This is a genomic window from Hamadaea sp. (genome assembly GCF_013362815.1).
Taxonomy (GTDB): domain Bacteria; phylum Actinomycetota; class Actinomycetes; order Mycobacteriales; family Micromonosporaceae; genus Hamadaea.
In genome coordinates, this window is the sequence record NZ_JABFVK010000093.1 from 1 (window position 1) to 15,551 (window position 15,551).

16 protein-coding genes are annotated in these 15,551 nt (G+C 69.8%); 11 read left to right on the forward strand and 5 right to left on the reverse strand.

Going from position 1 to position 15,551, the window contains the following annotated elements:
- Positions 1 to 223: 223 nt before the first annotated feature.
- Genes HOV77_RS30885 through HOV77_RS30895 form a run of 3 tightly spaced genes read right to left on the reverse strand, consistent with a single transcriptional unit; the run spans position 224 to position 2,249 of the window.
- Positions 224 to 1,528 carry a PH domain-containing protein gene (locus HOV77_RS30885; RefSeq protein WP_290868609.1) on the reverse strand — a complete coding sequence of 435 codons (1,305 nt, stop codon included), beginning with the start codon at positions 1,526 to 1,528 and terminating at the stop codon, positions 224 to 226.
- Positions 1,525 to 2,028, reverse strand: coding sequence for a PH domain-containing protein (locus HOV77_RS30890; protein ID WP_290868611.1), 504 nt, complete (start codon positions 2,026 to 2,028; stop codon positions 1,525 to 1,527). The genes HOV77_RS30885 and HOV77_RS30890 overlap by 4 nt, the downstream gene beginning before the upstream one ends.
- Positions 2,029 to 2,039: 11 nt before the next feature.
- Entirely contained in the window at positions 2,040 to 2,249 is a 210-nt protein-coding gene (locus HOV77_RS30895) for an acetone carboxylase (protein ID WP_290868614.1), read from the reverse strand.
- Between the two features lie 370 nt (positions 2,250 to 2,619).
- On the opposite strand from HOV77_RS30895, the gene HOV77_RS30900 reads away from it, so the two are divergent.
- From HOV77_RS30900 to HOV77_RS30930, 7 genes are all read left to right on the forward strand, one after another.
- Positions 2,620 to 3,615 (forward strand): AAA family ATPase, encoded by a 996-nt coding sequence (locus tag HOV77_RS30900; protein WP_290868651.1) that lies wholly within the window; start codon positions 2,620 to 2,622, stop codon positions 3,613 to 3,615.
- Positions 3,612 to 4,511 carry a DUF58 domain-containing protein gene (locus HOV77_RS30905; RefSeq protein WP_290868617.1) on the forward strand — a complete coding sequence of 300 codons (900 nt, stop codon included), beginning with the start codon at positions 3,612 to 3,614 and terminating at the stop codon, positions 4,509 to 4,511. The genes HOV77_RS30900 and HOV77_RS30905 overlap by 4 nt, the downstream gene beginning before the upstream one ends.
- Before the next feature lie 16 nt (positions 4,512 to 4,527).
- Positions 4,528 to 5,478 carry a VWA domain-containing protein gene (locus HOV77_RS30910; protein ID WP_290868620.1) on the forward strand — a complete coding sequence of 317 codons (951 nt, stop codon included), beginning with the start codon at positions 4,528 to 4,530 and terminating at the stop codon, positions 5,476 to 5,478.
- An 875-nt stretch (positions 5,479 to 6,353) separates the two neighbouring features.
- Positions 6,354 to 7,067 (forward strand): 3-oxoacyl-ACP reductase FabG, encoded by a 714-nt coding sequence (gene fabG / locus HOV77_RS30915; protein WP_290868623.1) that lies wholly within the window; start codon positions 6,354 to 6,356, stop codon positions 7,065 to 7,067.
- Positions 7,068 to 7,127: 60 nt separating this feature from the next.
- Positions 7,128 to 7,889: an enoyl-ACP reductase FabI gene (fabI, locus tag HOV77_RS30920; protein ID WP_290868626.1), complete on the forward strand. Its 762-nt coding sequence runs from the start codon at positions 7,128 to 7,130 to the stop codon at positions 7,887 to 7,889.
- A gap of 9 nt (positions 7,890 to 7,898) precedes the next feature.
- Positions 7,899 to 8,927, forward strand: a complete 1,029-nt coding sequence (locus HOV77_RS30925; RefSeq protein WP_290868629.1) for a ferrochelatase — start codon at positions 7,899 to 7,901, stop codon at positions 8,925 to 8,927.
- Positions 8,928 to 8,937: 10 nt separating this feature from the next.
- On the forward strand, positions 8,938 to 9,717 hold the full coding sequence (locus HOV77_RS30930; RefSeq protein ID WP_290868632.1) for an HAD-IIA family hydrolase: 780 nt from the start codon (positions 8,938 to 8,940) through the stop codon (positions 9,715 to 9,717).
- Between the two features lie 179 nt (positions 9,718 to 9,896).
- Here the strand turns inward: HOV77_RS30930 and HOV77_RS30935 are convergent, their stop codons facing one another.
- Positions 9,897 to 10,691, reverse strand: a complete 795-nt coding sequence (locus tag HOV77_RS30935) for a hypothetical protein (protein ID WP_290868634.1) — start codon at positions 10,689 to 10,691, stop codon at positions 9,897 to 9,899.
- Between the two features lie 57 nt (positions 10,692 to 10,748).
- Here HOV77_RS30935 and HOV77_RS30940 point away from each other — a divergent pair, with 57 nt between their 5' ends.
- Entirely contained in the window at positions 10,749 to 12,314 is a 1,566-nt protein-coding gene (locus HOV77_RS30940; protein ID WP_290868637.1) for a hypothetical protein, read from the forward strand.
- A gap of 6 nt (positions 12,315 to 12,320) precedes the next feature.
- Positions 12,321 to 13,130, forward strand: coding sequence for a DUF3097 domain-containing protein (locus HOV77_RS30945; protein ID WP_290868640.1), 810 nt, complete (start codon positions 12,321 to 12,323; stop codon positions 13,128 to 13,130).
- Positions 13,131 to 13,230: 100 nt separating this feature from the next.
- On the opposite strand, the gene HOV77_RS30950 is transcribed toward HOV77_RS30945, so the two are convergent.
- Complete coding sequence (locus tag HOV77_RS30950; protein ID WP_290868643.1) at positions 13,231 to 14,565, reverse strand: serine hydrolase domain-containing protein; 1,335 nt, start codon at positions 14,563 to 14,565, stop codon at positions 13,231 to 13,233.
- A 184-nt stretch (positions 14,566 to 14,749) separates the two neighbouring features.
- On the opposite strand from HOV77_RS30950, the gene HOV77_RS30955 reads away from it, so the two are divergent.
- Positions 14,750 to 15,181 carry an NfeD family protein gene (locus tag HOV77_RS30955; protein ID WP_290868646.1) on the forward strand — a complete coding sequence of 144 codons (432 nt, stop codon included), beginning with the start codon at positions 14,750 to 14,752 and terminating at the stop codon, positions 15,179 to 15,181.
- 1 nt (position 15,182) lies between these two features.
- A partial coding sequence (locus tag HOV77_RS30960; protein ID WP_290868648.1) for an SPFH domain-containing protein occupies positions 15,183 to 15,551 on the forward strand: 369 nt, incomplete at its 3' end.

Here is a 15,551-nt window from a genome sequence, read left to right on the forward strand (position 1 = left end):
TCGCTGCGCGCGTTGGGCGCTTTCGCTGCGCGCGTTGGGCGCTTTCGCTGCGCGCGTTGGGCGCTTTCGCTGCGCGCGTTGGGCGCTGGATCACGGTTCTGGGTCGTATTTCGCGCAAGATTCGACCCAGATCACTGATCCAGCGCGAAAGGCGCAAGGCGCGGGTCAGGCCGAGCGAGCGCGCAAGGCGCGGGTCAGGCCGAGCGAGCGCGCAAGGCGCGGGTCAGGCCGAGCGGGCGAGGCGAGCGCGCAAGGAAAGCTCCCGAGCGAGCTCGAACGCCTCAGCCAGGTCGCGTTCGGGAGCCGACGCCGGGGGAGCACCGGCGACGTCCACATGCACGGTGGCCAACCCGAGACGGCGCTGCATCGGCCCCTGCTGGACGCGTACCGACTGGATCCGCGCGTACGGAACCAGCCGGAGTCGCCGGGTCAGCAGCCCGTCCACGGTCGCGAAGACGTGCGGCGTCACTCCGGCGGCGAGCACTCGGCGGGCCAGCGGCGCGAGCCAGACCGCCCGGCTGGGCACTCCGCTGAGCGGCAGCGCCGCGATGTCCACCGGCGCGAGCTCGCCCGCGACCCGCGGGAGCAGCCACGGGATCACCTCGCGCGCCTCGTCCAGCGTGGCGACCGGCAGCAGCGTAGTGGCCTCGTGGTCGTCCGGGTCCGAGCCCTGTGAACCCTGGGCGGCGATGTCCACTGTGGCCTTCAACCAGCGTTTCGGCCGCCAGATCAGCGGCCAGGTCACCGTCACCGCTTGCACCCGCTGCACCGGCACCGTCTGGCTGTGCGTCTCGGTCAGCCCCCGCCGCACGTGCAACCGCGACTCCCGCTCGGTGAGCGTGCACCGCCAGTTGCGGGTCACTCGGCGTACCGGGCGGACGAGCACGCCGATCAACGCGGTGACCATGCTCGCGATCGCGATGAAGCCGAAGCTCCCGGCCAGTTCGAACTGCACGACGACGAACGCCGCCGCGATCGGCAGGAAGATCACCTCCGGCGTCAGCGCCTGGCTCAGCAACAGATCCTCGTCCCGCGCCGCGTACAGGACCGGCTCCGGTCCGTGCGGCTCGCTCTCCGCGCGCACGACCGGGCCGTTCGCCAATTCCAGCAGATGGGTACGCAGAGAGCTGGCTTCGGAGACGGTCAAGTAGGCCAGCGGTGCTTCCGCCTTTCCTCCGCCCACTACTTCGAGGCGGAGTTCGGCAAGCCCGGTCAGCTGCGCCAGAAACGGCCGGACTACTTCGACCGACTGGAGCCGTTCCAGCGGGATCGTGCGTACGCGGCGGGAGAAGGTGCCCTCGTAGATCCGCAGTTCCCGGCCGGTCACCTCGTAGCCGGTGAACCGCCAGGTGACGACCGAGAAGATGACCGCGCCGATCAGGATCAGCACCACGACGCCGAGGAAGCGGGCGACCCCGAGGTTGGCGAAGCCCTGCCAGGAGATGACCGCGACGAGCGCGACGAGTTGCCGGATGCTGTGGAGGAACGGTGACAGCGGATGCAGCCGACGCCGCGGCAGGTCCGTCACAGCCCTTCCGTCCGGATCTCCCCGAGCGCCGTCAGCCGGTCCCGTAACCGGGCGGCCTCGGCCGGAACCAGGCCCGGCACCCGGGCGTCGCTGGCCGCGGCGGCGGTGTGCAACTGGACCGTGGCCAGCCCGAACAACCGTTCCAAGGGTCCGGCGCTGACGTCGACGAACTGCATCCGCGCGTACGGGACGATGCTGAGATGCCGGACGATGCGGCCGTGGCGGACGAGGAGGTCGTCGTCGCGTTCGGCGTACCCCCACGAGCGCACGCTCCGCCCGATCAGCACGATGCGCACGAGTGCTGCGACGACGAACACGCCGCCGATGAGCAGGGCCCAGATCCAGTCCCAGATCAGGTAGACGGCGACCGCCGCGGCGACCGGCACGAGGAGGCCCAGCAGCACCTCGACGCGTTGGAGCGTGGCCAGGCGCGGCGAGACGGGGTGCCAGTCGACGGTGTCGGGCCAGGGCTGGAGGGCGTCCGCCACGGGTTGCGTCACGCCTAGAGAATCTACGCGAGCGGATCGACGGCGCGGAGGAAGCCGCGGGCGTCCAGGAACGCCGCCAGCGAATCCCGATGCTCGGAGCAGGCCAACCAGACCTTTCGCCGCTCGGGCTCGTGTAACTTGGGGTTGTTCCAGCTCAACGCGTAGGCCGCGACCTTACGGCAGCCCTTGGCGGAGCAGATGCGATCCGGCTGATCGCTGGAATGAGTAGTCATGGCAGTAGAGATAAAGCGCCGGACGACCACGGGGGAAGTCGTCCGGCGACGCGGAAATACTAACCATATTCGCGGGGTCTGTGTCCAGTCCTGCGGTGTGCCTGATCGGCCGCATCCGGCCGTTGATCGGTCTCATCGGGCCGCCGTTTGGTGAGCCCGCGCGGCGGTCCTGGTGGCAATTGTTCCCTTATGCCACTCTTATGCGGGTAGGCGCGTCACTCTCTGGAGGCGATCAGTGACGGAAAAGAGTCTCGGTTCCGATCTCGATCTCGCCGAGAGCATCCTCGTCGCCGAAGACGGCACATCCGTGAACGGCAGCGCTCCCAACGGCAGTGCTTCCCACGGCGGCGCTCCCAACGGCGAGGCTGCCCTGGTGGCCCCGGCGCAGGACGCCTCGCTGCTCGAACGGGCCCTCTTCGAGGTCAAGAAGGTCATCGTCGGGCAGGACATGCTGCTGGAGCGGATGTTCGTGGCGTTGCTCGCCCGCGGCCACTGCCTGCTGGAGGGCGTACCGGGGGTGGCGAAGACGCTCGCGGTGGAGACGCTCGCCGCGACGGTCGGCGGCACCTTCGCGCGTATCCAGTTCACACCCGACCTGGTCCCGGCCGACATCGTCGGCACCCGGATCTACCGGCAGTCCACCGAGTCCTTCGACGTCGAGCTCGGCCCGGTGTTCGTCAACTTCCTGCTGGCCGACGAGATCAACCGAGCGCCCGCGAAGGTTCAGTCGGCGCTGCTGGAGGTCATGGCGGAGCGGCACGTGTCGCTCGGCGGCGGGCGGCACGACGTGCCGAACCCGTTCCTCGTGATGGCCACCCAGAACCCGATCGAGCAGGAGGGCGTCTACCCGCTCCCGGAGGCGCAGCGCGACCGGTTCCTGCTGAAGGTCTTGGTCGGCTACCCGTCGGACCTGGAAGAGCGGGAGATCGTCTACCGGATGGGCGTCGCCGCTCCCTCGGCCGCTCAGGTGCTCTCACCGGTGGAGCTGATCGGCCTGCAGACCCGGGCGGATCACGTGTTCGTCCACAATGCCCTCGTCGACTACGCCGTACGCCTCGTGACGGCGACGCGCGCCCCGGCGGAGCACGGGATGGAAGACGTCGCGCAGTTGATCCAGTACGGCGCGAGCCCGCGTGCTTCGCTCGGCCTGGTCCGGGCGGCCCGGGCGCTCGCCCTGCTGCGCGGCCGGGATTACGTGCTGCCGCAGGACATCCAGGAGCTGACCCCGGACATCCTCCGGCACCGGCTGGTACTCAGCTACGACGCGCTCGCCGACGACGTCCCGCCGGACCACATCGTCGGGCGCATTCTCGACACCGTTCCGTTGCCCACCGTGGCGCCCCGGCAGCAGGCCGACCGACGGTGATCTCCGCTTCTCAGACGGCTGTGCTGGCGCGCCTGCACCTGCAGGTGACCCGCCGGCTCGACGGGCTGCTCCAGGGGGATTACCTCGGCCTGATCCCCGGACCGGGGAGCGAGGCGGGGGAGTCTCGCGAATACCGTCCGGGCGACGACGTACGCCGGATGGACTGGCCGGTCACTGCGCGTACCACCGTGCCTCATGTGCGATTGACCGAGGCGGACCGGGAGCTGGAGACGTGGCTGGCGGTGGACGCGTCGGCGAGTCTGGACTTCGGCACCGCCCGGATGCGCAAGTGGGACGTGGCGCTGGCCGCCGCGGCCGCGATGACCCACCTGACGGTGCGCGGCGGCAACCGCGCGGGCGCCCTGGTGTGCACAGGCGACGGAGTACGCCGAATCCCGGCCCGCGGTGGCCGTCGCGGCGCTCAGTCGCTCATGCACGCGATCGCGGGGCTGGAGATGCGCCCGGGGCGGGCCGATCTCGGTGAGCTGTTCGACGGCCTGATGCGTCCGCCACGGCGACGGGGGTTGGTCGTGATCATCTCAGACTTCCTGGGCGACCCCGAGCCCTGGCAGCGTCCGCTGTCCCGGCTGGCGGTACGCCACGACATCCTCGCCGTCGAGGTGGTCGACCCGCGAGAGCTGGAGCTGCCACCGGTGGGCGTCATCGAGGTCGCGGACCCGGAGAGCGGTCAGGTGCACGAGGTCGACGTGGACGAGCGCCTAGCCGGGGCGTACGCCGAAGCGGCGGCGAAGCAGCGGGCCGAGGTCGCCGGCGCACTGCGTACGGCGGGTGCGGCGCATCTGCGGTTGAGCACCGACCGCGACTGGCTGCTGGACATCGTGAACTTCGTCGCGGCCCGGCGGCACCGGCACAACCGGCGGGCCGAGGTTCGCTGAGGAGCGGGGTAGCTACATGGTGAGTTTCCTGCAGCCGTGGGCGCTGCTGTTCCTGCTGCCGGTGGTGGCCGTCGCGGCCGGCTACGTCTACCGGCAGTACCGCAAGCGGGTCAACGCCGTCCGCTTCTCCAATGTGGATCTGTTGAAGACGTTGGCGCCCAAGGGAATCGGCTACAAGCGGCACATCACCGCCGCGGCTCTGCTGTTGTGCCTGCTCACTCTGGCGCTGGCGACCGCCCGCCCCGCCCTCGCGATGCGGGTGCCGCTGGAACGGGCCACGATCGTCCTCGCCATCGACGTGTCACTCTCGATGGAGTCCAAGGACGTCGAGCCGTCCCGGATCCAGGCCGCCCAGGAAGCCGCGATCAGCTTCACCCGCGAGGTGCCGGCCGCGTACAACCTGGGTTTGGTGTCGTTCGCCAAGTCGGCGAACGTGCTGGTCTCCCCGAGCAAGGACCGCGAGCAGGTGGTCAACGCGATCCAGAGCCTGCAATTGGACGAGGCGACCGCGACCGGTGAGGCGGTCTTCACTGCGCTGGACGCCATCCGCACGGTGCCGCCGGACGGGGTGCAAGGCGCGCCGCCGGCCCGCATCCTGTTGCTCTCCGACGGCTATCGGACCGCCGGCCGGCCGGTAGAAGACGCCGCCGCCGCAGCGACCGAGGCGAACGTGCCGGTGTCCACCATCGCCTTCGGCACCGACGACGGCATGGTCGACATCGGCGGTATGCCGCAACGAGTTCCAGTCGACCGCGAGGCACTCGCTCAGCTCGCCGAGTCCACCGGCGGCTACTTCGCCGAGGCGGCGAGCGTACGGGAGCTCAAGCAGGTCTACGAAGACCTCGGCTCCTCCGTCGGCCACCGCAAACAGACCCGCGAAGTCACCGCCTGGGCCGCCGCGGCCGCCCTGCTCTTCGGCCTCTGCGCAGCAGGCCTGTCCCTCCTCTGGGGCTCCCGCCTCCCCTGACGCCCCTGCGCCGCCACCTGCTGCGCCGCGCGCCCTGCTGCACCCGACCCATGCGGATCACGGTTACGCATGCCACCCACCCCCGCGGAAGCACGCATAACCGTGATCCGCAGCCGGGCACGCACCGCCGCCTCACTGCGGCGGCCGCCCCCAGCGCGGTTTTCCTATGAGTATTTGTCGCGCAGAGACGAGAGCGGCTGATATTTGGTTCCTGGCAAGGCGCACGTCCCCGCCGTTGCCTCAGGGCAACAAGGGGGCGAGCAACGCAGCCAGGGGCCAAATAGCGGCCGCTATCGGGCTATCGGGACGCGAGAACGAACAGGGTGAAGACCCAGAGACACGCGAGGGTGAATCCGAGTGGTGCGAGGAATCGGCTCATGGTGGACTCCAGCGGGGTTCCGGTTCGGGCACAGAACGAGTCACCTGCGCGAGGCAGGCCGCTGAACGTCATGGCTGAGCAATGCCCGGGCCAGCACACTTGTAGCCCCGCCGGTGGGCGGAGCAGGTGCGGGGCGAGCGGGGCGCGGGTCGCGGAGTTATCCGCGGAATGCGGCCCAGCCACGACTGGAAGGATCGCTATCTCGCACAGCGATCACCTCCTGCGGGCCGGGCGCCGGTGGGCGCGTCCTCATCGGAAACGGACGAATGTCCCGACCGAGATGATAGCTCCTGCTCTAGTGCGGGTTCCACTTGGGTCACCCGACTCGCCGCAAAGATCACCCGACCGGTTGGGCGGCACTGGGCCCCTCAGTCACGTTGTGGGAAACCTACAAGATCTGTCGGCGGATTTCTGCATCGCCCTCGCCGTGGTGTCCTGTTCGGCGGCCTCTAGGCTCATCCGCGGAAGCTCATCGAACTCGCATTAGGGAGCAGGCGTGGCTCGCACCGTACTGGTCACCGGCGGCAATCGCGGCATCGGCCTGGCGATCGCTCAGGCGTTCGCCAAGCAGGGGGACCGGGTGGCGATCACCCACCGCGGCACGTGGGACCCGGCGACCTCGCCGGACCTGTTCGCGGTGACCTGCGACATCACCGACCCGGCTGCGGTGGACGCCGCGTTCGCGACGATCGAGCAGGAGCTCGGCCCGGTCGAGGTGCTGGTGGCCAACGCCGGGATCACCGATGACACGCTGCTGATGCGGATGTCGGAGGACCAGTTCGGCCGGGTGCTGGAGACCAACCTGACCGGGGCCTGGCGCTGCGCGAAGCGCGCGTCGACCAAGATGGTCCGCGGCCGCTGGGGCCGGATGATCTTCATCTCGTCGGTGGTCGGCCTCTACGGCGGCGTCGGCCAGGTCAACTACGCGGCCAGCAAGGCCGGTCTCGTCGGCATGGCCCGTTCGATCACCCGCGAGCTGGGCAGCCGCAACATCACAGCCAACGTGGTCGCGCCCGGGTTCATCGAGACCGACATGACGGCGAAGCTGCCCGAGGAGCGTCAGGCGGAGTACAAGAAGGCCATTCCACTGGGCCGGTTCGCGGCGCCGGACGAGGTCGCCGGGGTGTGCACCTGGCTGGCCGGGGAGAGTGCCGGCTACGTCAGCGGGGCGGTCATCCCGGTCGACGGCGGCCTCGGCATGGGCCACTGACTCACGGCCGCGAACTCACGGCCACCGACGAACCACCATCGCGACTACGAGGGAGAAAGCGTGCTGCTCGAAGGCAAGAAGATCCTGGTCACCGGCGTCATCACCGACCAGTCCATCGCGTTCAGCGTGGCCAAGGTGGCCCAGGAGCAGGGCGCCGAGATTGTGCTGACGGCGTACCCGCGGCCGACGCTTGTGGAGCGGATCGCCAAGCGGCTGCCCAAGGAGTGCCCGGTCATCCCGCTCGACGTGACCAGCGCCGAGGAGCTCGACGGCATCGCCGACAAGGTACGCGAACACCTGCCGACGCTCGACGGCGTCGTGCACTCGATCGGGTTCGCGCCGCAGTCCGCCCTCGGCGGCAACTTCCTCGAGACGAAGTGGGAGGACGTCGCCGCGGCGGTGCACGCCTCGACGTACTCGTACAAGTCGCTGGCCACGGCGCTGCTCCCGTTGATGGGCCGGGGCTCTTCGGTCGTCGGGCTCACCTTCGACGCGACCGTGGCGTACCCGGTCTATGACTGGATGGGCGTGGCGAAGGCGGGGCTGGAGTCGGCCAGCCGGTATCTCGCGCAGTACCTCGGCCCGCAGGGCATCCGCAGCAACCTCGTCTCGGCCGGGCCGCTGCGCAGCATGGCCGCCAAGTCGATTCCCGGCTTCGAGAAGTTCGAGGAGTCGTGGGCCAACCGTGCTCCGCTCGGCTGGGAGCTGACCAACGCCGAGCCGGCCGCCAAGGCCGTCGTCGCGCTGCTGTCGGACTGGTTCCCGGCCACCACGGGTGAGATCGTCCACGTCGACGGTGGCTATCACGCTATGGCTGGTTAGTCTGGCCTCGTGCCAGTAGATGCCTTTCTCCTGCTGTCGTTCGGCGGTCCGGAGGGCCCCGACGACGTGATGCCCTTCCTCCGCAATGTCACCGCCGGGCGCGGCGTCCCGGAGGAGCGACTGCTCGAGGTCGCCCGGCATTACCAGCATTTCGGGGGCGTCTCGCCGATCAACGAACAGAACCGGGCGCTGCTGCGGGCGGTCGAGGCCGATTTCCGCGACCAGGGCGTCGACCTGCCCCTTTACTGGGGCAACCGCAACTGGCAGCCGATGCTGGCCGACACCCTCGCCCAGATGCGCGACGACGGCGTACAGCATGCGGTGGCCCTGGCGACTAGTGCGTACGCCGGATATTCGTCGTGCCGGCAGTACCTGGAAGACATCGCGGCGGCCCGGGCGAAGGTCGGCCCGGGCGCGCCCGAAGTCGCGAAACTGCCGCATTTCTACGACCGGCCGGGGTTCATCGAGCCGCAGGTGGACGCCGTCCGGGCGGCCTTGGCCAAGGTGGGCCCCGGCCCGGCCCGGATCCTCTTCACGGCGCACTCGATCCCGCTCTCGATGGCGCGTACTGCGGGACCCGAAGGAAATCTGTACGAGGAGCAGCTCAGGGAGGTCGCCCGGCTGGTCGCCGAACGGGCCGCGCCCGACCTCGCCTGGGACCTCGTCTGGCAGTCCCGGTCCGGCCCGCCTCAGGTGCCGTGGCTGGAGCCGGACGTGAACGACCATCTGCGTACGCTCAGCGAGAAGGCGGTCGTGGTGAGCCCGATCGGCTTCGTCTCCGACCACCTCGAAGTCGTGTGGGACCTCGACAACGAGGCGGCCGCAACTTCGGCGGAGCTGGGTCTCGCGTACGCCCGCGCGGCGACCCCGGGCACCGATCCCCGGTTCGTGAGGATGATCACCGATCTCGTACGCGAGGCGATGCCGGCCGGGCGAACCCCACCGTCCGACACACGGCCGACACTGGGGCTCGGTAGGCTTTCGGCCATACAGACGTGCGGGGCCGGCTGCTGCCCGGTGCCCGCGAGGCGCGGATAGGTGTGTGCGGATGAGCGAGCGGAAGCCGATCGAGAGCTGGCTGACCGACATGGATGGCGTGCTCGTGCACGAAGGCGTGCCGGTGCCGGGAGCGACCGAGTTCATCGGACGGCTGCGCGCCTCCGGTAAGCCGTTCCTCGTCCTGACGAACAACTCGATCTACACGCCCCGGGATCTGCACGCCCGGCTGACCCGGCTCGGCTTCGACCTGCCGGAGGACGCGATCTGGACGTCGGCCCTGGCGACGGCGCAGTTCCTGGCCGATCAGCGGCCCGGTGGGACGGCGTACGTGATCGGCGAGGCTGGTCTGACGACCGCGTTGCACAACGCCGGTTACATCCTCACCGACTACAAGCCCGACTACGTCGTGCTGGGCGAGACCCGCAACTACAGCTTCGAGGCGATCACGATGATGATCCGCCTCATCAACAACGGGTCGCGGTTCATCTGCACCAACCCCGACGCCACCGGCCCCTCGAACGAGGGCGCGCTCCCGGCGGCCGGCTCGGTCGCCGCGCTCGTCACGAAGGCTACCGGGATCGAGCCCTACTTCGTGGGCAAGCCGAATCCGATGATGATGCGCTCGGCGCTCAACCAGATCGGCGCGCACTCGGAGACCGCGGCGATGATCGGCGACCGGATGGACACCGACGTCCTGTGTGGACTGGAGGCGGGCCTGCGGACCTTCCTGGTGCTGACCGGGATCAGCACCAAGGAGGACATGGAGCGGTACCCGTTCCGGCCCTCGCGCGTGGTCGGCTCGGTCGCGGACCTCATCGGCGAGATCTGATCTGGGCGCGACGCCGAGCCAAGATCATCGCCGTATTCGGGGAAGCCTTATCCGGGGATAACGTCGTTATGAGCCGCGCGATAGCCGCGTTATCCCGGATAACGCGCTGAGCACGCGCGCCGCGTCGGAAAAAGCGCCGAGAAGCGCGCGCCACAAGCGGGCAAAGCGCCGAACGGGCGTTAGAGGACGAGTTCGGAGTTGATGGCGGCCGCGACGCCGCGCCGGCAGGCGATGGCCAGCGGCCGCAACGCGTCGTCGCGTTGCTGGGCCTCGAAGCTGTTCAGCGCACCGCCCGGGGCTTCCTGCCCGGCGAGGATCAGTACGCGCTCCAGCAGCAGTGCCCGTGCGTACAGCCGCCGGGCCGGAACGTCGTAGCCCGGGGGCAGATCGGCTTCGGTCGGCCGCCGCAGGGCGTTGATCGCGCCGGCCAGTTCGGGCCGCCAGCGGGCGACGTCCAGTTTGGCGAGCTTGGCGGTGGTGTCCTGGACGGCTACCGACAACTCGCCCTCGGTCTGGCGCACCGTCGGCTTCGGACCGGCGGCCGGCATGGGCGGCAACCGGTACGCCGTCCACCGCACCGTCGTGAAGACGTCCCCGGAGCCGGAGACGTGTTCCTGGGCCTGCGGCGCCAAGCCCAGCACGCCGGCCAGTACGCCTTCCCCGGCGACCAAGGCGGCTCCGGTGAACTCGCCGGGGCCGAGCCCGTCGGGGTCGCCCGGAGCGGGCAGGGTCAGCCGGATTTCGTCCGGGTGCAACTGCCGCAGATGCGGGAGGGCTTCCCGGAGCGGCAGATCGGACCAGGTGCCGGGCAGGTCGGTGGCGACGTGCTCCTCGGCCGCGCCGTCGGGCGGCGACTCGATCGCGTCGATCGCGTCGTCGAACGAAGTGAGGCCCGCGCGCCAGGCTCGGCACCACGCGACGAAGCGGGCCGAGCGGCGTTCGGCGAGGGCGACCGAGTGCGCCGCAGCAGACATGCTGCTCAGGATACGCTCTCCAGCGCCCTGGACAGCCATCACCTACGATGTGGTTCCGTGGTAGACACCCCGACGCCGGTGCGGCGTACGCCTTTGCTCGGCCTGCTCCTCGTGATCCCCGCGTTTCTCCTGTTGTGCTCCGGCTACGTCGTGCCGACAGCGCGCCTGTTCTGGACGAGCCTGCACGACGCCAGGTTCTACAAAGACGACCCGGAGTTCATCGGTCTCGACAATTACGGTCACCTCGATCGCTTCTACGGCGTCGGCGCGGTGGCGGTCATCGGGATCGGGCTCGCGGCCGCAGCGATCGCGATCCTGATCGGCGGCGGGGTCGCGTACCTCGCGCATCGGTCCGGGCGCACCGGCCGCCGTCTGGTGTGGATCGGCTTCGCGTTGCCGCTGGCGGCACTGGCCTCGACCGCCGTCGCGATCTCCTGGCTCCTCGCCGTGGCGGGAGAGTCCATGCGCACCTACATCGAACATCCGGTGGCCGGGAACTTCTTCATAACGCTCGCTGCTTCTTTCGGCCTGCTGACGGGCATCGGCGCGGTGGCGTACCTGCTGGTGTTGCGGGCGGGCCGGCGGGTCGCCGTCTCCGGGGCGCTGGTCGCGCTGGTCCTCGGCGCAGCCTCGGTCGCGGTGGCGATGCAGTCCCTGGCGTTGCCGTTCATGCTGCGCGGGCCGCGCGATTCTGCGCCGCCGGTCTATCTCATCTACAGCGAGGCCTTCCAGACCGCCCGCTTCGGGCTCGCCGCGGCCGGCGGTGTGGTCATGCTGCTCGTGCTGGCGATTCTCGGCATTCTGGTCACGGCCGCCGTGGTCTTTCTCCAAGCCCGACTGGTACGCGTAGAGCAGACGGAGCCGCCGTCCAAGCCGGGGCCGACGATCGCGACCGCCGTCGTTGGCGGTGGGGTTCTGCTGCTTGGACTGCTCGGCCTAGGTCCCTGGCTGATTCGGCTGGCCGACTTCGGCGAGCTGCCCCACAACTTCGCCGCGGCGGTGTTCTTCACCTGGGCGCCGCCCCTGGTCTCCACCGTCGTCGGCGTCGGCGCGGCCGCGCTCGCCGGGTTCGGCATCGGCGCGTTGCGCCCCCTGGGATCGCGGAGCCACTTGCTGCTCCTGCCGTTCGCGCCGTGGCTGTTCGCCGGGATCGCTCCGTTCATGGTCGACGCGTACGCCCACCTGTGGCGGCCGGACAGCGGCGACAACTTCGTGTTGGCTTTCCTGCGGGCGATCCCGCCTTCGTCGCTGAGCATCCCCGCGCTCGTGCTCTCCGCCGTGCTGTTCCGTGGATTGTCCACTCAGGATCGTCCGTGGCGCGCGTGGCGTACGGCGGCTCCGGTGGTCGCGTTGATCGCGCTGCTGACCTGGGTGGTGCAGGCGCAGGATGTGCTCTGGACCCTCCTGGTGACCAAGGACGAGGAGTACGGCAGCCTGCAGTATTGGGCTTTCCGTCAGATGTCCCAGTTCGGCTACGCCCGGAGCATGGACTCGCTCGTGGGTTGGCTGTACCCGATTCCCGGTTGGCTCCTCGTCGCGGCGGCGATCGCGGTGGTGGGCGTCTTCGTGCTCGACCGGCTGGCCTTGCGTACCGGGCCGGAGGACGAGCCGCCAGTAGCATGATCCCCCGTGGGACGCTATGACGACGTGCTCTCCGGGGGCCGACGCCCCCGGCGGCAGATCCCGGTGCACGAGGCCGAACCCGAGATGGTCGTGGAGGACGTGGACTCCGGGTTCTGCGGAGCCGTCGTCGGCTTCGAAGGCCAGGCCGTCGTCCTGGAGGACCGGCACGGCAACCGGCGGCTGTTCCCGCTGGAGCCGGCCGCGTTCCTCCTGGACGGCGTCACCGTCACGCTCACCCGCCCGGCCCGGTCCACTGCCGACACCGGGCTGAGGCTGACCGCCTCCGGTTCGGTGGCGGTGGGACCCCAGCGCGCCCGGGTCGCGCGGGCCGGGCGGATCTGGGTCGAGGGCCTGCACGACGCCGCGTTGGTGGAACGCGTCTGGGGCGACGACCTCCGCGTCGAGGGAGTCGTCGTGGAACCCCTCGACGGCGTCGACGACCTGCAGCGCCGGGTCGCCGAGTTCGCCCCGGGGCCGGACGCCCGTCTCGGCGTACTAGTCGATCATTTGGTGACTGGGAGCAAGGAAAGCCGCATCGTGGCCGCGGTGACCGACCCCCACGTGCTCGTGACCGGCCACCCTTACGTGGACGTCTGGCAGGCCGTGAAGCCCGCGTCGGTCGGCATCGCGGCCTGGCCGCAGGTGCCGCGCGGCGTCCCCTGGAAAGAGGGCGTGTGCGCGGCCCTGGGCGTGGCGGAGCCCGTGGAGCTGTGGCGGCGGATTCTGAGCCGGGTCGACAGCTACCGCGATCTGGAGACGCCGCTGATCGGGGCGGTGGAGCGCCTGATCGACTTCGTCACCACCCCCACCGACTGACCCGCCCCCTCTTCTGCACGATCATGAACTATCGGGCGTGGTCGACCGGCGTGTCGTGTCCCGGCGACCCTGATCAGCTTCCTCGGCAGGTGATCGGCGGCTAGTCGCCGAGCAGCGGGACCCGGCGGAACACGAAGGTCGCGATGTCCAGCGCCTCCGGTACGCCGTCGCCGTCCCGAAGTACGGCCAGGACCTCGCCGTCGTGCTCGCCGGAGACGCCACGCCAGACGTCCTTGCCCTCGGGGCGGAAGCGGACCTCGGGGCGCGGCCGGGTCACCGAGGCGAGCACGAGCTGGCCTGCGGCAGCGTCGTGCCGGACCTCGTACTCGCGGCCCATCCACCACCAGCGGCCCAGCAGATCGGCCACGTCGGCCGACGGCGCCGCGCCAGGCCGCCAGGGCGCGATCGCCTCGGGCTCGCCGTCCAGAACGGTCGCCATCATGTCGAACGCGAGCTGTCCCAACGACTTCCCGTGCAGCGTGTACGCGTTGGCGTACGCCACAACGCCGGTGCGGCTCGGGCGGTGCACCACGAGGGCCGCGAGGTAGCCGGGCATCGAGCCGCCGTGGCCGACGTAGACGCGTTCGCCCTCCCGGTAGAGCTCGATGCCGAGGCCGTGCCCGCCGCTCCAGGTGTCCAGGTCGTTCATCACCACCGGAGCGGACATCTCGCGCAGCGTCGCCGGGTCGAGGACGGCGGGGTCGGGGTCGGACAGGAACGCCGCCCACTTCGTCAGATCGACCGGCGTGGACCAAAGCTGGCCGGCCGGTGCCATCGCGCCGGTGTCCGAGCGCGGCTCCTCCCGCAGCGTGTCGAGCCACGGGTGCACGACGTAGCCGGGGGCGAACGGGTCGGCCGGGTGGTAGCTCGTCCGGGTCATTCCCAGCGGAGTCAGGACGCGTTGCTGGAGCAGCTCGGCCCAGGTGAGCCCGGTGACCCGGTGGAGCACCGCGCCGAGCAGCCCGTACGCCAGGTTGGAGTAGTGATAGCCGTGGTGCGGGGCCAGGGCCAGCTTCTCCGGAGTCAACGCCGCCAGGAGCTGATCGATGTCACCGCCGTCGGTGCGCTCCCACCAGGCGCCGTCCGGCTCCCGTTGCAGCCCGGCCGAGTGCGCCAGCAGTTGGCGCAGCGTCACGTTGCTGCCGACCGGCGTACCGGGAAGGTGGCGGTAGAGCAGGTCGTCCAGCGACAGCAGGCCCTGATCGCGCAGTTGGAGCAGCAATACGGCGGTCATCGTCTTCGAGATCGAGCCGATCCGGAACTGGACGTTCGCCACCGAAGCGCCGTCGGCCGGCTGGTCCAGGACCGTTCCAGCGCCGGCCACATGGGCCAGTTCTCCGGCTCGCACCACGGCCGCGGCCACGCACGGGGCCCGTCCGGCCGCCTGAGCGCGGGCCACCAGCTGGTCGAGGGCGAGCGAGGTCTGCGGCAGCAACGGGCACCTCCGAGGTTCGGCAATTCGGCAAGTTGTGCGGGGTTCGTCCGATCAACGCCGCGCCGACGCTAGCCGTTATCACGGTCGGCGGAACGGCCGGGTCGGGTGAGTCCGAACGGCCCACCTCGTGCGGCGGTTGCGGGGCGGGCGTACGCGACTTGCCCCGGCATGCCACGATCAACGTGTGGAGAGTTGGGGTTGGTGGCTGATCGCCGCCGGAGCGCTCGTCGTGGGCGAGCTCTTCATGGGCGACTTCGTCCTGCTCATGCTGGCCGCCGGTGCGGCCGCGGCAGGACTGGCCGGGGTGCTTGGCGGGCACATCGGCATTCAGGTGATTGTCTTCGCGGTCGTGTCGACGCTTGCGCTGTTCTTCGTGCGGCCGTGGATCAAGAACCGGTTCTATCGCAGCTCACATCAGGTCAAGATCGGCGTCTCGACCATCCTCGGCTCCGAAGCCGTCGTCATGGAGCGAGTCGACGCCGAGAACGGCCAGGTCAACCTGAGCGGCGAGCTGTGGCGGGCGCGGCCGCACGACGCGAGTCGCGCGTACGAGCCGGGGGATCGCGTCCGCGTGATCGAGGTAGACGGTGCCACCTTGAAGGTGGGGAAGGACTGACATGGACAACCCAGTCACGGTGTTTCTATATCTCGTCATCGGGATCGTGGCGCTGATCGTGGTCATCACGCTGCTGCGCTCGGTACGCCAGGTGCCGCAGCAGCGCAACGACGTCGTCGAGCGGCTCGGCAAGTACCACCGGACGCTGACGCCCGGCCTGAACATCCTGGTGCCGTTCATCGACGCCGTACGCACCAAGGTGGACCTGCGCGAGCAGGTGGTGAGCTTCCCGCCGCAGCCGGTGATCACCTCCGACAACCTCGTGGTCTCCATCGACACGGTGCTCTACTTCAAGGTCGTCGACCCGGTGAAGGCGACCTACGAGATCGCCAACTTCCTCCAGGCGATCGAGCAGCTGACCGTCACGACG

Excerpts from the sequence above, each read along its gene's own strand:
- HOV77_RS30935 (WP_290868634.1), bottom strand. The coding sequence starts at position 10,691 with ATGTCTGCTGCGGCGCACTCGGTCGCCCTCGCCGAACGCCGCTCGGCC.
- HOV77_RS30930 (WP_290868632.1), top strand. The coding sequence starts at position 8,938 with ATGAGCGAGCGGAAGCCGATCGAGAGCTGGCTGACCGACATGGATGGC.
- HOV77_RS30910 (WP_290868620.1), top strand. The coding sequence starts at position 4,528 with ATGGTGAGTTTCCTGCAGCCGTGGGCGCTGCTGTTCCTGCTGCCGGTG.
- HOV77_RS30895 (WP_290868614.1), bottom strand. The coding sequence starts at position 2,249 with ATGACTACTCATTCCAGCGATCAGCCGGATCGCATCTGCTCCGCCAAG.